We start from the raw sequence: 16362 nt of genomic DNA, 5'->3' as shown, positions 1-16362 counted from the left end.
TGACTTGTAAGGCTTCCATGCGCTCTGCGGCGCGCCGCCTGCCAGTCGTTCAGCTTCCAACTTCCCCATAAGTCGCATTCGAGAATCGCCGTCGGCAGGCGTGAGAGAACGGGCGCTGTGCGCGACCTCACATCGGGCGTTTTCACTCAGATCAAGATCGTCTTGCGGGTTTTCGGCGAAGCGGACACCTAGAGGATGAGAAACATTTTTGGCCATTCCAACGACCTTATTGACCTGAGCAGCATATTGACGTTCCAGTTTCGCGATCGTCAGTTCAGCCGTTATCTCAGCGCACTTGAGCGGAGGATTTTCTGTATTCGCGAGCTAAGAGCTCAACCCCTGAGCACAATCCTTATTAGGTATTTCGCAAATTTTGGCGGGTTTTGCTTCAGCTATTTTGCAGCGGTGTATTATCGATCAACGATTTAAAATGGCGGGGAGCGGACGGGCTGTGAACGGAAATACTGATCAATTCCAAGAAGACCTCCGTCTCAACCTTTCGATCTTAATGACGGCCTGCGATCGGTTTGGCACCACGGTGGAAGGCGGGATGGCGGCTACAGAACCGGAATGGCACGAGCAACTCCTTGAAATGGAGAAGCTCATCGAGCATAGCCGAGCCAAGCTTGCGGCAGCCCGCGCAGACCTTCATCGATGGATTGAGGAAGAGAAACTTGAAACAAGCGTCCAGGTAGTCGAGTGGAAAGCGATGCGGCAAACGGACAAGCTCCATGCTCGCGCCGATCGATATGAACGGTGCGCCAATGCTGCTGTTGAAATCGCTGCGGCAAAAATTGACGAAGCCGGGCAATGGGTGTTTCGGGCGTTGCTTGCACGCAATGAGGCCATTTCAATTCAGGTCAAATAACTCGCTGGCTGCTGCCACGCGGAGGGCAGCCAAACCGACGAGTGGAAGCACATCTGGGATGGGAGGGTATGTTGCGGCGGTAGGAAAGGTTAGCCAAAGTCGTATCTTGGGAGGCTGCATGGCGAAATTAACTGCGCTTAACCTCTCTTAATTCGACGCAGGGTCCGAAGCGGCCTAAAGTTGAATTGCAGTCCTTAGGGTACCGAGCAATCGCAGCATGAACGAGGTAAGGACATGGCCACCTTCCCCGAGACGAAACTAGAAGGAACAAAACGCGACTTTGCCGATTTTGAGTTGCGGCTGGCAATACCTGGTATCGACCGATACCTAGCGCGAGAAGCTCCCTCAGGTGAGGACGCGTTCTTATTCGGCTCTTTTCGGCTGCTGCCGAGGCAAAGGCTCTTATTGTCAGGGGGCGAACCAGTTCATCTCGGCGGTCGGGCTCTAGATATTCTGATTGCCCTGGTCGAACGAGCCGGCGACTTGGTCAGCAAAGACGAACTCATGGCCAGAGTCTGGCCAAACACATTCGTGGTACAGGCGAACCTTACTGTTCACGTGTCAGCCTTGCGCAGAGCACTTCGCGATGGCATTGGCGGCAGTCGATATTTTGTCAATGTAGCAAACAGGGGTTACTATTTCGTCGCTCCGGTCGTCCGCGAAGGCAACGCCGGAACCCGTGGCTCGATTCATGTCGCTCCCCTAGTTCTCCCACTTCTTAGGACGATCTACGGGAAATAGGCACGTAGGCCTAGACGGATCGATAGCGTTAGACCGCATGCTAGTTCTTGCCGGCACGTGCCGGTTCGACGATGCGCAGTCCATTGGTAGCGCAGAGTAGTCGCGGCAGGCGTCCTCTTGCCGTTGCTAAGCCTGCCACGTTGCACCTATTTCTTTGACCACTCTTTTTCTCGTGACAATGAGAACTCCGTTTAAATTGGTCCTGTAAGAGCATTGACGTGGCTGACACCAACCCGGCCGATCGTGAAATCTCGTTCGGTACCTTTCGGCTATTTCCTAGACAACGGTTGCTGCTCGACGCTGAGAAGTCGCTCCGTATAGGTAGCCGTGCGCTCGATATTCTGATCGCCCTCGTCGAACGCCCTGGCGAGCTGCTCAGCAAACACGCGCTGATCGCGCGTGTCTGGCCAAACACGGTTGTTGAAGAGGGGAATCTTAAAGTCCACGTCGCAGGTTTGCGTCGGGTTCTGGGTGACGGGCGCGGGGGGGCCCGATATCTCTTGAATGTTCCAGGTCGAGGCTATCGTTTCGTCGCGCCCGTGACGATCTGCGACGAGTCTGGGCTACCGGCGGTGGACTTTGCGACAGCATCCCGGCGGCACAATCTGCCGGTCAAATTGACTCGCTTGATCGGCCGGCGCGAGATTATCGACAACCTTGCGCAGCGACTGTCGATGCAGCGCCTGGTCACCATCGTCGGATCGGGTGGCATCGGCAAAACCGCCGTCGCTCTCGACGTGGCCGAGGAAACTTTATCTTCCTATGCGCACGGGGTATGGTTGATCGATCTCGCGCGGATTGCCGAACCTCGCCTGGTTCCAACAGCGTTGGCTTCCGCGTTGGGTCGCGAGGTTAGATCTGACGATCCGCTACCTAGCCTGATTGCCTCTCTGCGGGACAAGCAGATGTTACTCGTGCTCGACAACTGCGAGCATGTGATTGACGCCGCCGCAACCATGGCGACCGAAGTCTTGAAGGGGGCACGCGCGGTTCACATTCTAGCGACTAGCCGCGAGCCTCTTCGCTTAGAAGGAGAGCAAGTGCATCGCCTGCCTCCGCTGGAGAGCCCCATGCAGTCTGTCGGGCTCAGCGCTAACGAGGCTCTCAGGTTTCCAGCGGTACAACTGTTCGCCGAATGCGCCGCGGCGACGGTCAATGATTTCAAGGTGACAGATGAGAACGCTGCGAGCGTAGCTCATATCTGTCGCGAACTGGATGGGATCCCGCTTGCAATCGAGTTCGCGGCCGCCCGCGTCGATGCATTAGGGATCCGCGGGCTTGTGGCGGGCCTTGACGATCGCTTACGCATTTTGACACTGGGACGCCGCGGGGATCAGCCTCGACATCAAACCATCGCCGCAGCGCTTGACTGGAGCCATCAGCTGCTAAGCCAAGAAGAGCAGACGGTCTTCCGGCACCTGGCGGTCTTCGCCGGCGGCTTTACGCATGAAGGAGCAAGTGTTGTCGCCGCAACCCCGAATGCGAGTGGGTCGAACATTGCGGATGCAGTCGCGAATTTGGTCCTTAAGTCCCTAGTCGCGGCAGATTTGGGCGATCGAGATGTTCGGTTCCGACTGCTAGAAACCACGCGAGCCTATGCTATGACAAAGCTCGTTGAGAGCGGTGAAGCAGATGCACTTCGCCGCAATCACGCAGTCTACTATCGAGATTCGCTAGAAGCAGTTTTGTCCGATTCGGATGTGAGCGACACGGCTTCTGCGTTCGCACCTGAGATTGACAATATTCGCGCCGCGCTCACCTGGTCATTTGAACCCGGCGGGGATAGGTCGCTTGGAGTAGAGTTGGCAGCGGCCTCTGGGGCTATTTGGCTTGGCATGTCGTTGTTGACCGAATGTCGCTTCTGGATGGAAAAGGCAATAGGTAATCTTGGCGTCGGTAGGCGGGGCACGCGTCGCGAGATGCTTCTCTTCGAGGCACTTGCGGCGTCGCTGATTTATACTAGGGGTGTCCAGCCTGAGACCGGCGAGGCTTGGACAAACGCCCTTCGGATTGCCGAGACGCTGGGGGACACCGAGCATCGATTGCGAACATTGATGGGGTTTTGGGGCTATCGGCAGACTGCCGGCGAATATGAGATTGCGGAAACGCTGGCTCGACAGTTTTGCGACGTTGCCAAGAGTACTGACGACCCGGCCAATCTCTTGATAGGAGACAGAATGATCGGCTGGTCGTTGCACTGGCTGGGCGATCAGCACAACGCTCGTCATTACCTCGATCGCGTACTCAATCGATATGTAGCTGTCTCTCCCCGTTCCGACATAAATCGATTTCGGTTCGACCAAAGAATTCTCTCCCGAGCCATGCTTGCTCGCGTTCTATGGATGCAGGGGTTTCCCGATCAGGCGATGAGAACCGCGCACATGGCAGCCGCGGAAGCCGAGGCGCTCGATCACGCCGTGTCGCGCTGCATTGTTTTAGCCGGGTCGCTGTGCCAGGTCAGCCTGTACGTCGGTGATCTGGTCTCGGCGGAGCGCGCGGTTGCGAGGTTGCTCCACGATTCGTCAACACATGGTCTCGTTCTCTGGCAGTGCTGGGGCCGGAGCCACGAGGCCGCGATACGGGTCAAGCGCGGAGATACCGAAAATGGCTTGAGGCTTCTACGCACTACGTTGATCGAGCTTCGAGAGTTAAGATCCGATGTGCGATACTTGGAAACGCTTGGCGAGCTCGCAGAAGCCTTCGGCCTTGCGGGCGATACGGCTGAAGGACTTGCGACTATCGACGAGGCCGTTACTCACTCTGAGCGTGCCGGAGGGCGATGGGCAGTTGCCGAACTGCTGCGCATAAAGGGTGAACTTCTGCAGCAGAGTGGGACGACGGACATCTCTGAGGCGGAGAGTTGCCTGCAAAAATCCATCGACTGGGCACGTCGGCAAGGCGCATTGTCCTGGGAACTGCGTGCTACAAGTAGCCTCGCTCGATTGTGGCATCAACAAGGTCGGACCATCGAAGCCCGCGAGCTACTGCTGTCGGTGTATCGTCGATTCGAGGAAGGCTTCGAGACTGCCGATCTTCAATATGCGAAACGGCTGCTCGAAGGCGACCTCGCTGGGATCTGCTGAGGATTTCCCCCGGCCGGCGTGATGTTCATCGTTCGGGGAGAGCCAGGTCAACACTGATCAGCGCATGCTGAACCCTCCGATCCCTGGTCGTTCCGAGGCAATGCTGCCAAAAAAAGCAAATTCTCACAAAAAACAAGAGAAGTGCGACGAAGTCCCATCGAATGCACTGACAGCTCGCTCAACTCACTGTTTGCATGGATTTGGGACGCTTTGGCGGGATTTATTCGTGTGTTCCACCATATTGCATGACAGTCGCCGCGGGTGACGGAGTTTCTCGAATGACCCGTCAGGCGGGCGGATATACTGGTCGCCAACTTTCTGCATCCAAAGGGCATTTGGAAGCAGCAACGGCTGGAGCTGAAAGATGAGGTCGCAATTTGGAATTAAGCGTACCGCCGGTCGACTGTTTTTTCTCGATCTCGGTGGCGGGCGCATATTTTCGGCGAACCCCGACGGATCGGACCTGAAGGTTATCGTCAATGAGGGTCGAAAACTTCCGGACGGCGTAGTCGTTGATGTCGCGGCCGACCACATCTACTGGACCAACATGGGCAATCCCAGCGCGAACGATGGCTCGATCGAGCGCTCCGATCTCGACGGTGGGAATATCACGATCATCATTCCTCCGGGTGGTACATTTACCCCGAAGCAGCTCCAACTCGACAAGAAGAACGGTAAACTCTACTGGTGCGATCGCGAAGGCATGCGAGTCATGCGTTCAAACCTCGATGGCTCAAATATCGAAACGCTCGTGCAAACCGGCTCCGGCGAAGCCGACCGGCGTGATGCCAAAAGATGGTGCGTAGGCATCGCTCTGGATGTTGAAGGCGGGAGGCTCTACTGGACCCAAAAAGGCAAGGACAACGCGGGCGAAGGTCGAATATTTCGGGCCAATCTGGAAATTCCGAAAGGCCAAGGCCCGGCATCTCGTGAAGATATCGAGGTTCTTTTCGAGGGACTGCCGGAACCTATCGATCTCGACCTCGATCTGAAAAACCGGGTCATGTACTGGACCGACCGCGGAGATCCACCGCGCGGCAATACGGTCAATCGAGCGCCCATGGATGCCGCGCCGGGGAATCGCAAGCAGCCCGAGATTCTATTCACCCATTTGATGGAGGCAATCGGTCTGGCGCTGGACCTGAAGGGTCAACGGATGTTCGTCACTGATTTCGCCGGCTCAGTCTACAGCGCGGACCTTGATGGAACGAACATGAAGACATTGCTGGTTGCACAGGGCAACTTGACGGGAATTGCGTACGCGGAGCTACCCGTCTATTCGTAGGCAACAAAGCAGACTGCGCAAAACATTCAAGCAATCCGTTTACGCAGGCAAACATCTCTCACGCTCGTAATGCGGGTGCATCGGCACGTTGGTCCAGATGCGTCGCTGCCTTGGTTCGGTGCGGCCGCGAAGCGGTCGAAGCGCCTGCGGTGTGCAAAGATGATCCTTCCGTCTTTCCGCCAAGCATCAACGGCGAGCGCCATCGTTCGCAAGAATTAGCAGAGATTTGGCGGGCTTCACCGCGACCGATTGCTGATCCGATGTAGCTTGCGCGCGTGGACGTTTTCATCGCGACGGAAAGGCAATTTCTGGATTCAGCGCGGCTAGTTAGCGGCCTCTAGAGCACCGGAATCATCACCAACAATCACAGGACGGATTTCAATGGCAAGATCAGTCAACCGCGTCGCCATCATCGGTACGGGCGTTATCGGCGCGAGCTGGGCCGCGCTGTTTCTGGCAAAAGGCTTGAAGGTGGTAGCGACAGACGTGGCGCCGAACGCGGAAGCGTCGCTGAAGAAATTTATCGAGGAAGCGTGGCCGGCGCTCTCGAGATTGGGGCTGTCGCCCGGTGCATCTCAGGCGAATCTGGAATTCACGTCTGATCTGCCGGCGGCCGTTGAGCGAGCCGACTTTGTTCAGGAGAACGGTCCGGAGCGAATCGACTTCAAGAAAAAGCTCTATGGACAGCTCGATGAACTCCTGCCGGCCGACGTCATTGTTGCGTCGAGCTCCTCCGGCCTCACCATGAGTGAGATCCAACTGGGTTGTTCATCTCATCCGGAGCGATGCGTCATCGGTCACCCCTTCAATCCGCCCCACATTATCCCGCTTGTGGAGATCGTAGGCGGAGCAAAGACCTCGGAAGACACCATCAGACGGGCTTCAGAATTCTACACTAAGCTCGGGAAACGTACCGTTCGGCTTCATAAGGAAGTGCCCGGCCACGTTGCCAATCGCCTCCAGGCTGCCTTGGCGCGGGAGGTGTATTACCTCGTTGCTGAGGGGGTTGTCAGCGTTGCCGATGTTGACACTGCGTTATGTTGGGGACCTGGACTGCGCTGGGGCGTCATGGGTCAAGTGCTTCTCAACCACCTTGGCGGGGGAATGGGCGGCATCGAACATTTCTTTGCGCAGTTCACCGGTCCGGTCACGGCATGGTGGAAGGTTCTCGGGTCGCCGGAGCTGACGCCCGAAGTCCAGAAAAAGCTCATCGACGGTCTGCACGAGGAAGTGGGCTCGCGCTCGATCGACGAGTTGGCCGCGCAAAGAGACGAGGTCCTGCTGGGGCTTCTCGAGTTACGTGCCAAGTCCGATCAGACTTCATTGGTACCGAGCAAATCCGCTCGAACTGCTTGACAGCCGCCGAAAGGATATCCCGACCGAGAGCTGGCTCGATATCGGCCGTGATCCGCATGTCGTGAGGGAAACAATGAGTGAGACGTTAGAAATGGCACAGCAACGAGCGCAATTGCCCGTCGCCGAAGCTCATGGAACTGAGCGGAAGCGCATTGTAATTATCGGAGCAGGATTTGCCGGGATGGCAGCGGCGCGGGCGCTTCGAAAGTGCGATGCCGAGATAATTTTGATCGATCGGCGTAATCATAACATTTTCCAGCCGCTTCTGTACCAGGTCGCGACGGCTATCCTTGCTCCTTCCGAGATCGCTGTCCCAATTCGGAAACTTACGGAGAAGCAGAAGAATCTGTCGGTGCTTTGGGGGGAAATCAAAGACCTGAACCTTAAGTCTCGGTTCGTCGAGGTTGAATGTAACAGCGTGCGCTTGAAGAACGTATCCTTCGATTACTTGATAGTCGCAACCGGAGTGCATCCGAGTTACTTTGGTCACGACGAGTTTGCCCGATATGCCCCCACGCTCAAGACGATTGCGGACGCGGAGGTTATCCGTACCAAATTGCTCACTGCTTACGAAATGGCGGAAATGACGGACGACGCCGAAGAGCGCGCTCGACAAATGACCTTCGTTCTGGTTGGCGCCGGCCCAACAGGCGTGGAGCTGGCCGCGTCGATCGCGCAACTGGCGACGGTTACCCTGCGTTCCAGCTATCGGTCGATCGATCCTGCGAATACCTCGATTCTACTGATCGAGGGCGGAAGTCGCGTGCTGCCGAGCTACGCCGAATCGTTGTCGAAAAAGGCCGCCAAAAGGCTCGATAGGCTGGGCGTGAAAGTGACTACCGGCGCCATCGTGGAAAAAGTGGACGAGCAGGGCGTGACAGTCGGCGGCAAATTGATCAAGAGCGCTACGGTGCTTTGGACCGCGGGCGTGGCGCCGTCTCCAATCGTCAAGATGCTTGACATCAAGACAGATCGGGCGGGGCGTGCATGCGTTGGACCTTTCATGAACGTGCCGGATCAAGAGGGAATATTTGTGGTAGGCGACACGTCCTCATTAATTCAGGACGGGCGGCCGGTGCCGGGTGTGGCTCAAGCCGCGATTCAGCAGGGTCGTTACGTCGGCCGCTTCATTGCAGCGGAGCTCAGGGGCAAGTCCTCGCCTCGGCCGTTCCGTTACTTCGACAAGGGCAACATGGCCGTAATCGGCAAGAATTTTGCCGTCCTGGAGAGCGGCAGAATCCGACTCAGTGGATTCCTGGCCTGGTTGGCCTGGGCGTTTGTTCATATTGTCGCATTGCCTGAGCGACAAAATCGCATGCGTGTCCGGATGCAATGGCTATGGAGCTACTTCACCGGGCAGCGGAGCTCCCTCCTGATGTCTGAAAGGCCGCAGAGAGGCAAATAACGGCTACGTCCAGGCGGTGGCAACATGATCCTTGCATATCGGCACAGTAGCATCGGCGGAATGGAGCCCCACAAGGATTAAGTCTGGAAGATCTTCGCCGTTCGGAAAATTTTGGCAAGCTTTGCTGGGCTTAACAACGGATGGCAGCGGCTTTCCGCATATTAGGCGCAACGAGTTCGAACGGAAGCGAACACGCGCGAAAGTGCTCGGTCTTATCCGCGAGAGGAGAACTGGATGGCGTCTCTGCGCAGGTCTGTACGCGGCTTCGCAATCGTTGGCACTAGCCTGATCGTGCGATCTGAAAATCTTATTGTGTGTCCGCGGATCCGACATTGTTGCGACCGATCCCGCACGCCTCTTCGAAAGCGGCGGGGCGGTTCGCAACCTCTGACGCGATGTCACGGCCGACTTTGACAAATGAAGCTTAAGTCACTTGAAAAGGGCACAGCAAATGTCTTGCGCACCAGATCTGTTGACCGAAACCCTTCAATCTAAACTGAGCAAGCCCGAGAGTTCTCCGGATTTCGACCTGCATGGCGGCGTGGAGCAGGTGCTTAAAGACGTTGGAATGGAAACCGCCGACTGTGGAGGCAAACTCTCCTTCTTCGGCCGCGATCCGATTATCCCAAGCAGCTTCCGGTTTGGCGCAATGGCCGCGATCGGCTTGGCCGCCAAGTCCATTGCCGCAGCCTCGCTCTGGAGATCCCGAACCGGCGAAGGACAGGATATCGCGGTAGACGTGCGAAAAGCTCTTCGGCGCTTCTGCGGCTTTTTTGAGCGGGAATGGGAAACGATCAACGGACGTCCTCCGGCAATGGGCGCGGATGCAGGCAACCCATTCATGGCGTTGCCGTTGTTTCGTGAAACCCGGGATGGGCGTCACATCGTCCCTCTAGATTTTTATCCAAGGTTGCGCACGCGTACCCTGAACCTACTCAGGTGCAGTGACAGCCCCGAATCCATTCAGAACGCCATTCTGAAGTGGCGCGCGGAGGATCTGGAGAGTGCTGCGGCAGAGGCCGGCATTGTCATGGCCATGGTGCGTACCAACGATGAATTTCGCAGGGAGGGCCAATACACAGAGGTCCTTTCCAGAATGCCATTGATTACGTTGGAAAAGATTGGAGAAAGCGAGCCGATGCCGCTCGACAAGGGTGGACAGAGTCCCCTAGAGGGCATTCGTGCGTTCGGAATGGGGCACGTGATCGCGGGAGGGGCCATCGGGAGAGATCTCGCCTTCTACGGTGCCGATGTTCTCAACATCTGGCGGCCCAATGACACGGAGGTGGAGGCCTTTTTCTGGGACGTGCAGGTCGGCATGCGTTCCACAATTCTGGATAGCTCAAAGGAAGATCGTGCCACGTTCAATCGCCTGCTAAAGGATGCCGACGTGTTCTTCGCCAACAAGCGTCCAGGTTTTCTGGAGCGGAACGGCCTCGACGCCGAGGAGCTATGCGAAAAAAAGCCCGGACTGATCCACGCAAGTGTCGTTCTCCACGGGGAGAAAGGCCCTTGGTCGAACCGTCTCGGCTTCGATGAGATCGGCGCGGCAGTATCGGGCCTGTTCTGTATCGAAGGGACCCCCTCCAAGCCGAAACAACCGCCAATTGTCCCTATTTGCGATAACGTGGTGGGCTGGCTCGGCACGATCGGCGTCCTCGCGGCCCTGCGCCGGCGCGAGGTAGAGGGGGGAAGCTATCGAGTCGTCGTATCTCTTACCAGAACCGTGTTGTGGCTGCTTTCGCTTGGCATCTTCGACAAGGCGTACGCTCAGGCTACCGCCGGCTCAACTGAAGAACACAAATACGTGGTTCCCGATCTCTTCACCGCAGAGACACCGTTAGGCACTTATCAAGGGCTTACCGACCAGGTGGTCATGTCTCGGACGCCCGGCTCTTTCCGGACCGTACTCGTCCCGCGCGGCTCGAGCAAACCTGAATGGTTGTCAGCCTGATGATCGCGTGGCCGTGCGTGCCGAGAGAGGGCGACGAGTGGTCGCCGCCAGGTAGCTAGGAGTGCGATTAGAGTTTGAGGAGATATCCTTTGTCGCGAGCATTATTTTCTGTCGGAGTGCTATCCTGCGTCGTGATAGTCGGATTGGCGTCTTTATACCGGGCCGGCGCGGCGCCGGGGAGCAGCGAAGATATGTCTCGCGACGCTTCGCCTCCTGCGGTCGGGCCAGCCGCTGCGCGAGGCGCTTTAATCTGGGCTCGTCCATTCAACACGGCCGCAGCGTTACCTAGTGCGGCGCGAAATTATCGTGTCCTCTACCATTCGAGAAGGCCTGACGATTCAGATGTGACCGTCTCCGGTACGGTGGCGATCCCGTCGGGCAACCCGCCTGCCGCCGGCTGGCCGCTGATCACCTGGACGCATGGCACGACCGGCCTTGCACTTCGGTGCGCGCCGTCCAACGATACTTTGGATGGGCCTGAGCACAGGTATCTCTCCATCACCCAGGCGATGTTGGACGCCTTCGTAAAGCGCGGCTACGTCGTCGTCGCAACCGATTATCAAGGGATTGGTGCGGAAGGAACGCCCGCCTATCTCGTCGGTTCAGGAGAAGGACGAAGCGCGATCGATATCATGCGTGCCTCGCGCGAGATCGATCTAGCCATCGGAACGCGGTACGTGGTGATGGGGCATTCGCAAGGGGGGCATGCTGATCTATTTACAGCAGCAATCGGACCTGATTATGCGCCCGAGTTCACGCTTGTTGGAAACGTCGCGATGGCACCAGCGTCGCATATCGGCGAGCTTGTGCAGGAAGTTGTGACTGGGTCGCACCCGTCTCCTATTCTTCCCTTCGTCACCTATGTGCTTCAATCCTACGCAGCTTACTATCCTGAGATTGCTCTGGAGCGGATACTGACGCCACAAGCAATCGGGCATCTACGGGACACATGGGAGGGGTGCATTGATGAAGCGCTCGCATCTGGCTATTGGGCTGAGTCGATTCCCAGCCGCCAATTTGTTATCCAGCCTGATCTTGGTCTCTTGCTGAAGGCCACGGCGGCCAACGAGCCAGGTCAGCTAAGGATTGTAGCGCCAACGCTGCTTATCCAAGGAACCAGCGATCGAACGATACCACCGCAAGCAACGGACGCAGTAGCCCGCGATCTCTGCCGGGTCGGTAACTCCGTATCTTATCGGACGTATTCCGACGCCAGCCACGAGGGAGTGTTGACCGTGGCCAAAGCCGATATTGAGGCCTGGGTGGACGCGAGATTTGCCGGCGTGAAGGCAACAAGCAACTGCAACGAACCTCCTTCAGCTAAAGCCTCGCGTTAAAATGAAATAGTTTCTTCGCGAACGGCGTAGTTTCACAAGATCGAGACCAACACGAAAATGGCTATGTAGGCTTCTGCAATACACTCGCCGACATGTCCGTGACGGCCGCAGTCGCGACGAAAACACGACCTCAGTGGTCCCGGGACTTATTCTTGACCGGCATCGGAACGGCGTTGCATCGTACTCCCATGGAGGACGGCAACCCGAGAGTCTTGCGGAGGAGGGCGAGTGAACTCTCGCCGAGATCTTGAATTCGCAGGATTTCCGCATCCGGAGCTTCTCGTATTCTTCCGACGGTCCTGAAGCCGGCCGCGGTTAGCGCTTGTCGCACTTTGCGCGGAAGTTCGAGGCTGACCACGGGCATATCATCCGGAAGCTCGGGGGATGGATCGATCATGACCAACTCCTTTGCTTGGTATTGCCCATCCCACAACGCACAGTTCGGCGCACGCTCGAGACGGGATAATGCTAATCCGACGTCCCACGCAGGCGCCCCGGCTGAGATCCGTCATAGATATTTGGCAATCAGTTTGAACTCGTTAAGTGCGCGGCCCGAAGAGCCCGCGGTCTTCAGCGGCCGTTCCAGGCAATTGCTGATGTGGTCATGGATCAAGGCTTTCTTGGCGCTCTCTATCGCGCTCTCGACGGCCTGCAATTGCTGGGCAATCAGCAGACACGGTCTGTCATTTTCGATCATCTCGATGATGGTCTGAAGATGACCGTCGGCACGCTTGAGCCGCTTGATAATTGCTGGGTGATTCTGGTGGGGCATGTACTCTCCGATCCTCGCGAGGATACTGTAATGGCGCTATTTATCCTTTATGAGGATGCTATATATCCCCCATGGGGGATAACTAAAAGCGCTTGACACCGGTTTTTGGCGGGCGTATTCGCCTCATCGTTATTTGAAATGGATCGTTTCCGGCAAGACGTTCGACCCCGGCGGTTCATCCCAAACGAGAACACTCTCGCACTCCACATGGGCAGTCGAACGACGATAAAGCGTTGCCGGGTGTTGCCGGCAGCGATGGGCTAATCTGAGCAGGAGAGCCTCTTGGTTGCCGAACCTGGTCAATTGTCCTGACAAATGTTGAGTTTGCTGACCAAACAGATGCGAGGCTGGGCGGCAGGTATCCTTGTTGCAGCGTATGGGTTTGGCGTGCTCGCGCCATCGCTTGTCTTCTATTTTGATAGCCAAACGTCAATCATCCACTCATTGACAGAAAGTCACGGTGGAATGCTGATGCCGCATGTCCACCATGACAACGCGGGGGACAAGAATTCCGACAAACGCGGTGCTGGCGGCGGTCATCACTGCTGTGGCGTGGTTGCTCTCCCCGGGTTGCCGCCTCCGACTGGCATCTCCGTCGCCGACCAAATTTGCATGTCATTGGTCGCCGCGGTATTTCAAGACCAACATGCCGCCTGCGACCCGATGCGGCTGGATCGGCCTCCACGACATCTGCCCCTGATCTGAACTTTCGTGCAACGGCTGCTCGCGCTGTGTGCTTCGTTTTGGATTCAACAGGCATGGTTTCGTTATGCTCATATATCGCTGGTCGGAGGGCTTTCCGTGTGAGAAGGCGCTTCTCAAAGTCTTTCGCAGAGTGCGCCCCGCGAACCCCGCGCGGCGTACGCGTGCTGTCGGCTGGGTGAGTGCACTGACGTTGGCGTCAGCGGCGCTCGCCGTCTCGCATACGGCCTACGCGCACGGGATTGCAGGCAACCGCTTCTTCCCGGGGACCCTGACATTTGACGATCCCGCCGTTGCGGACGAAGCCGTACTGCCGAACTTCTCGCACCTGGACCATCCTGACGGGGGCGGCGATGTCACCGACAAATCGTATCAACTGGTCCTTTACGCGTCTTCTCACGCCCACGGTCGGCATTGTCGTCGACAACAGTTGGATCGCGCGAAACTGGGGTGTGAGCAAACGCTCGGGTTTCGACGCCACCAATGTCGGGCTCAAATGGGAGGTTTTTCGCGACAATCCGCACGAGATGCTGCTTTCGGCGAGCCTCGCCTGGGGCATCGGACACTCGGGCGCACAGGGCGTCAATGCCAGTGCGCCCGACACGATCAAGCCGGGAATTTTCTTTGGCAAAGGCTTTGGTGATCTGCCGAACAGTGTTTCGTGGCTGAGGCCGTTCGGTATCACCGGCGCCATTGTGCTGGAGCATCCGACCGGTAGTGTTTCGTCTAATCTCGGCATCGACCCCATCAGCGGTCAGCTTGGCCCGATGCAGACCCATAACGTCGACATCCTGCATTGGGGTTTTGCGGTCGAATTCTCGACGTTGTATCTGACCAGCCGCTTCACGGGCGGCCCGCCGAAGGACGAGCCGCTCAATCAGCTGGTGCCGCTGGTCGAGTTCGCGTTCGACAGCGCGCAAGGAACGAAGTCGAACGCAACCATGAACCCCGGCCTATCCTACGTGGCGGTCACCTGGCAAATCGCCGTCGAGGCGATCGTGCCGCTCAACAGCGCGTCGGGACACACCATCGGCGGCAGAGCCCAATTGCTGCTGTTCCTCGACGATCTTGCTCCTTCCTTGTTTGGCAAGCCTTTGTTGAGCCCTCGATAAGCAGCGATCCCAGGGCTGTGGCTGCATTGATCGTGACAGATATTCTGGCAACTTGTTTGAACTCTCTAAGAGCGCGGCCCCAAAGAGCCCGCGGTCCTCAGTGATCGTTGCAGAATTGCTGACGTATCCATGAATCAAGGCGTTCTTGGCGCGCTCTATCGCGCTTTCGACGGCCTGCAATTGCTAGGCAGTCAGCAGTCATTGTCCGTTATGGTAATTCGCGTGCCGTCTCCATTCCGCTTATTCGGATACTATAACGGTTCTATTAGATCCCCCCACGGGGATATGTCGTATCCCCCATGGGGGATAGTGAAAAGCGCTTGACACTAGTTTTTTGCGGGCGTATTGGCCTCGTCATTGTTTGGAACCGATCGTTTCCGACAAGAAGTGCGCTTCTCACGGTTTAACTCTAACGACGAGCACTCTCGAAACAACACATGGGCAGTACCACCTTTGGCAGCGCCGGTCCGACAGATGTCGGGCTCGTGAAGCCGCAGAATATCAAGATCAATCGCGCGGGCTTTCGCCGCGTGAGGGGTGATGGTCGCGCCTAGCTGACTGTCTCGCTCACCGGCCTGCCGCGCAAAGCGGAAATGGAGGTGAGCGATGTTCAAAAGACTCGCAAAATCCAGCCTTACAGACTTCAGGCTTGTAGGCTTCAGACTTGGAGGATTCCGGCCCCTGGGGCCGCGGCGCGTTGCGCTGCGCGGCGCCGGCTTCGTCGGTACCCATTCCAATGACAACCTTTCGGGTCTTCGCCGCCCGAAGGGCCAGCGACGGATTCCATCCCCGGCGCTGGCTTGTCATTGGATCAATCGCAATGGCCGGGTGGAATGCCGCTGGCAGGTCGAGCCCAGCGGCGATTTGCCGATCGGCAACTTCGACGAACACGGCGCGTTCGGCCAGTCGCCGATGCAACCGCGCGGCCGGCGCTTGGCGCTGGCCGGATAAGTAAAGGAACGACATGGAAGAAGGACCTAGATGTCCCGCCGCCCACCGTTCCGGTGCCGCGACGGGAGCCCCTTCGGGGAACTATCACACAGAGTTTCGTAAGGCCGTGATCCCATTCGGCCGAGGTAGCGTCGGCGTCTAGCGCCTCCGCTCGCCTCGTGCCGTGGATGAACGGCATCGAGGTGACGACGGAGGCAGAGGATGACCGACGCCAATAAGCTTTCTGACCTGAAATATCCCGAATTGCAGAGCGACGGGTCTCGCCGGAGCAAGACACGTCGTCGCAGTGGAGGCCCGCGCCGGACCCCTGCCGTGCTCGCGCAACCCACTGGATCGCCTCCACGCGAGACCGAAAGCCCGCTGGCGCCGGATTCACCTTGCGGCATCGCGGCGCCAGGCCAGCGGCGGAGCGAACTCGATCATCTCTATCGATCGCTTTCCGAAGTAACGCCGGAGAATCATCCACGCACGGCTCGGCTGCTGGCGTCGAGCACGCGCAAGATCGCTCAAAAGGTCATCGAGGAAGCCGGCGAAGTGGCGCTCGAGGCCGTCAAGCACCACGATCGAGGCATCGTTCGAGAGAGCGCAGACCTGCTCTACCACCTCGTCGCGCTGTGGCATCGCGCCGGCATTGATCCGGCAGATGTCTGGATTGAGATGCGCTCTCGCGCCGACACGCTCGGCATTGCCGAAAAGCTGCCCAAAGGGCGCAACGACGGTCGCAATCCGCAACGTCGAACAACCGCAGGGGAAGAATAGCGCTCGGCGGCGTGAAAGAGCGCGATCGCATCCTTGC

At 57.6% G+C, this 16362-nt stretch carries 14 protein-coding genes; 11 read left to right on the top strand and 3 right to left on the bottom strand.

What is annotated here, in order from left to right:
- Positions 1-451 precede the first annotated feature (451 nt).
- The 8 genes from BLR13_RS10885 (at position 452) to BLR13_RS10850 (ending at position 12029) form a co-directional block, all read left to right on the top strand.
- Positions 452-868, top strand: a complete 417-nt coding sequence (locus BLR13_RS10885) for a hypothetical protein (RefSeq protein ID WP_143039755.1) — start codon at positions 452-454, stop codon at positions 866-868.
- A gap of 234 nt (positions 869-1102) precedes the next feature.
- A complete protein-coding gene (locus BLR13_RS10880; protein WP_074824562.1) occupies positions 1103-1609 on the top strand; it encodes a winged helix-turn-helix domain-containing protein in 507 nt (168 codons plus the stop codon).
- Positions 1610-1827: 218 nt separating this feature from the next.
- Entirely contained in the window at positions 1828-4692 is a 2865-nt protein-coding gene (locus BLR13_RS10875; RefSeq protein ID WP_074824565.1) for an ATP-binding protein, read from the top strand.
- Between the two features lie 364 nt (positions 4693-5056).
- Positions 5057-5977, top strand: coding sequence for a 3-hydroxyacyl-CoA dehydrogenase (locus BLR13_RS10870; protein ID WP_074824568.1), 921 nt, complete (start codon positions 5057-5059; stop codon positions 5975-5977).
- 381 nt (positions 5978-6358) lie between these two features.
- Positions 6359-7333, top strand: coding sequence for a 3-hydroxyacyl-CoA dehydrogenase NAD-binding domain-containing protein (locus BLR13_RS10865; RefSeq protein WP_074824571.1), 975 nt, complete (start codon positions 6359-6361; stop codon positions 7331-7333).
- A 73-nt stretch (positions 7334-7406) separates the two neighbouring features.
- Positions 7407-8738: an NAD(P)/FAD-dependent oxidoreductase gene (locus tag BLR13_RS10860; protein WP_091976433.1), complete on the top strand. Its 1332-nt coding sequence runs from the start codon at positions 7407-7409 to the stop codon at positions 8736-8738.
- A gap of 472 nt (positions 8739-9210) precedes the next feature.
- The gene (locus BLR13_RS10855) at positions 9211-10692 is read left to right on the top strand and encodes a CoA transferase (RefSeq protein WP_197679542.1); all 1482 of its coding nucleotides are present in this window, start codon (positions 9211-9213) and stop codon (positions 10690-10692) included.
- A gap of 344 nt (positions 10693-11036) precedes the next feature.
- Positions 11037-12029: an alpha/beta fold hydrolase gene (locus BLR13_RS10850; protein WP_244525139.1), complete on the top strand. Its 993-nt coding sequence runs from the start codon at positions 11037-11039 to the stop codon at positions 12027-12029.
- Between the two features lie 130 nt (positions 12030-12159).
- On the opposite strand, the gene BLR13_RS42575 is transcribed toward BLR13_RS10850, so the two are convergent.
- Both BLR13_RS42575 and BLR13_RS10840 read right to left on the bottom strand, forming a co-directional pair.
- Positions 12160-12393: a DNA-directed RNA polymerase subunit alpha C-terminal domain-containing protein gene (locus tag BLR13_RS42575; protein WP_433994279.1), complete on the bottom strand. Its 234-nt coding sequence runs from the start codon at positions 12391-12393 to the stop codon at positions 12160-12162.
- Between the two features lie 144 nt (positions 12394-12537).
- A complete protein-coding gene (locus BLR13_RS10840) occupies positions 12538-12801 on the bottom strand; it encodes a metal-sensing transcriptional repressor (RefSeq protein ID WP_074824584.1) in 264 nt (87 codons plus the stop codon).
- A gap of 315 nt (positions 12802-13116) precedes the next feature.
- On the opposite strand from BLR13_RS10840, the gene BLR13_RS10835 reads away from it, so the two are divergent.
- Complete coding sequence (locus tag BLR13_RS10835) at positions 13117-13506, top strand: hypothetical protein (protein ID WP_074824587.1); 390 nt, start codon at positions 13117-13119, stop codon at positions 13504-13506.
- A 275-nt stretch (positions 13507-13781) separates the two neighbouring features.
- Positions 13782-14615: a hypothetical protein gene (locus BLR13_RS10830; RefSeq protein WP_197679541.1), complete on the top strand. Its 834-nt coding sequence runs from the start codon at positions 13782-13784 to the stop codon at positions 14613-14615.
- Between the two features lie 567 nt (positions 14616-15182).
- Here BLR13_RS10830 and BLR13_RS40070 read toward each other — a convergent pair.
- Positions 15183-15581, bottom strand: a complete 399-nt coding sequence (locus tag BLR13_RS40070) for a hypothetical protein (protein ID WP_143039757.1) — start codon at positions 15579-15581, stop codon at positions 15183-15185.
- Between the two features lie 186 nt (positions 15582-15767).
- Between BLR13_RS40070 and hisE the strand changes: the two genes are divergently transcribed.
- A complete protein-coding gene (gene hisE / locus BLR13_RS10825) occupies positions 15768-16325 on the top strand; it encodes a phosphoribosyl-ATP diphosphatase (protein ID WP_079586420.1) in 558 nt (185 codons plus the stop codon).
- The last annotated feature ends 37 nt before the right edge of the window (positions 16326-16362 follow it).

Source organism: Bradyrhizobium ottawaense (assembly GCF_900099825.1).
Taxonomy (GTDB): Bacteria; Pseudomonadota; Alphaproteobacteria; order Rhizobiales; family Xanthobacteraceae; genus Bradyrhizobium; species Bradyrhizobium ottawaense_A.
The sequence above is the reverse complement of the archived record's forward strand: the minus strand, read 5'-3'. Positions and strand labels throughout refer to the sequence as shown.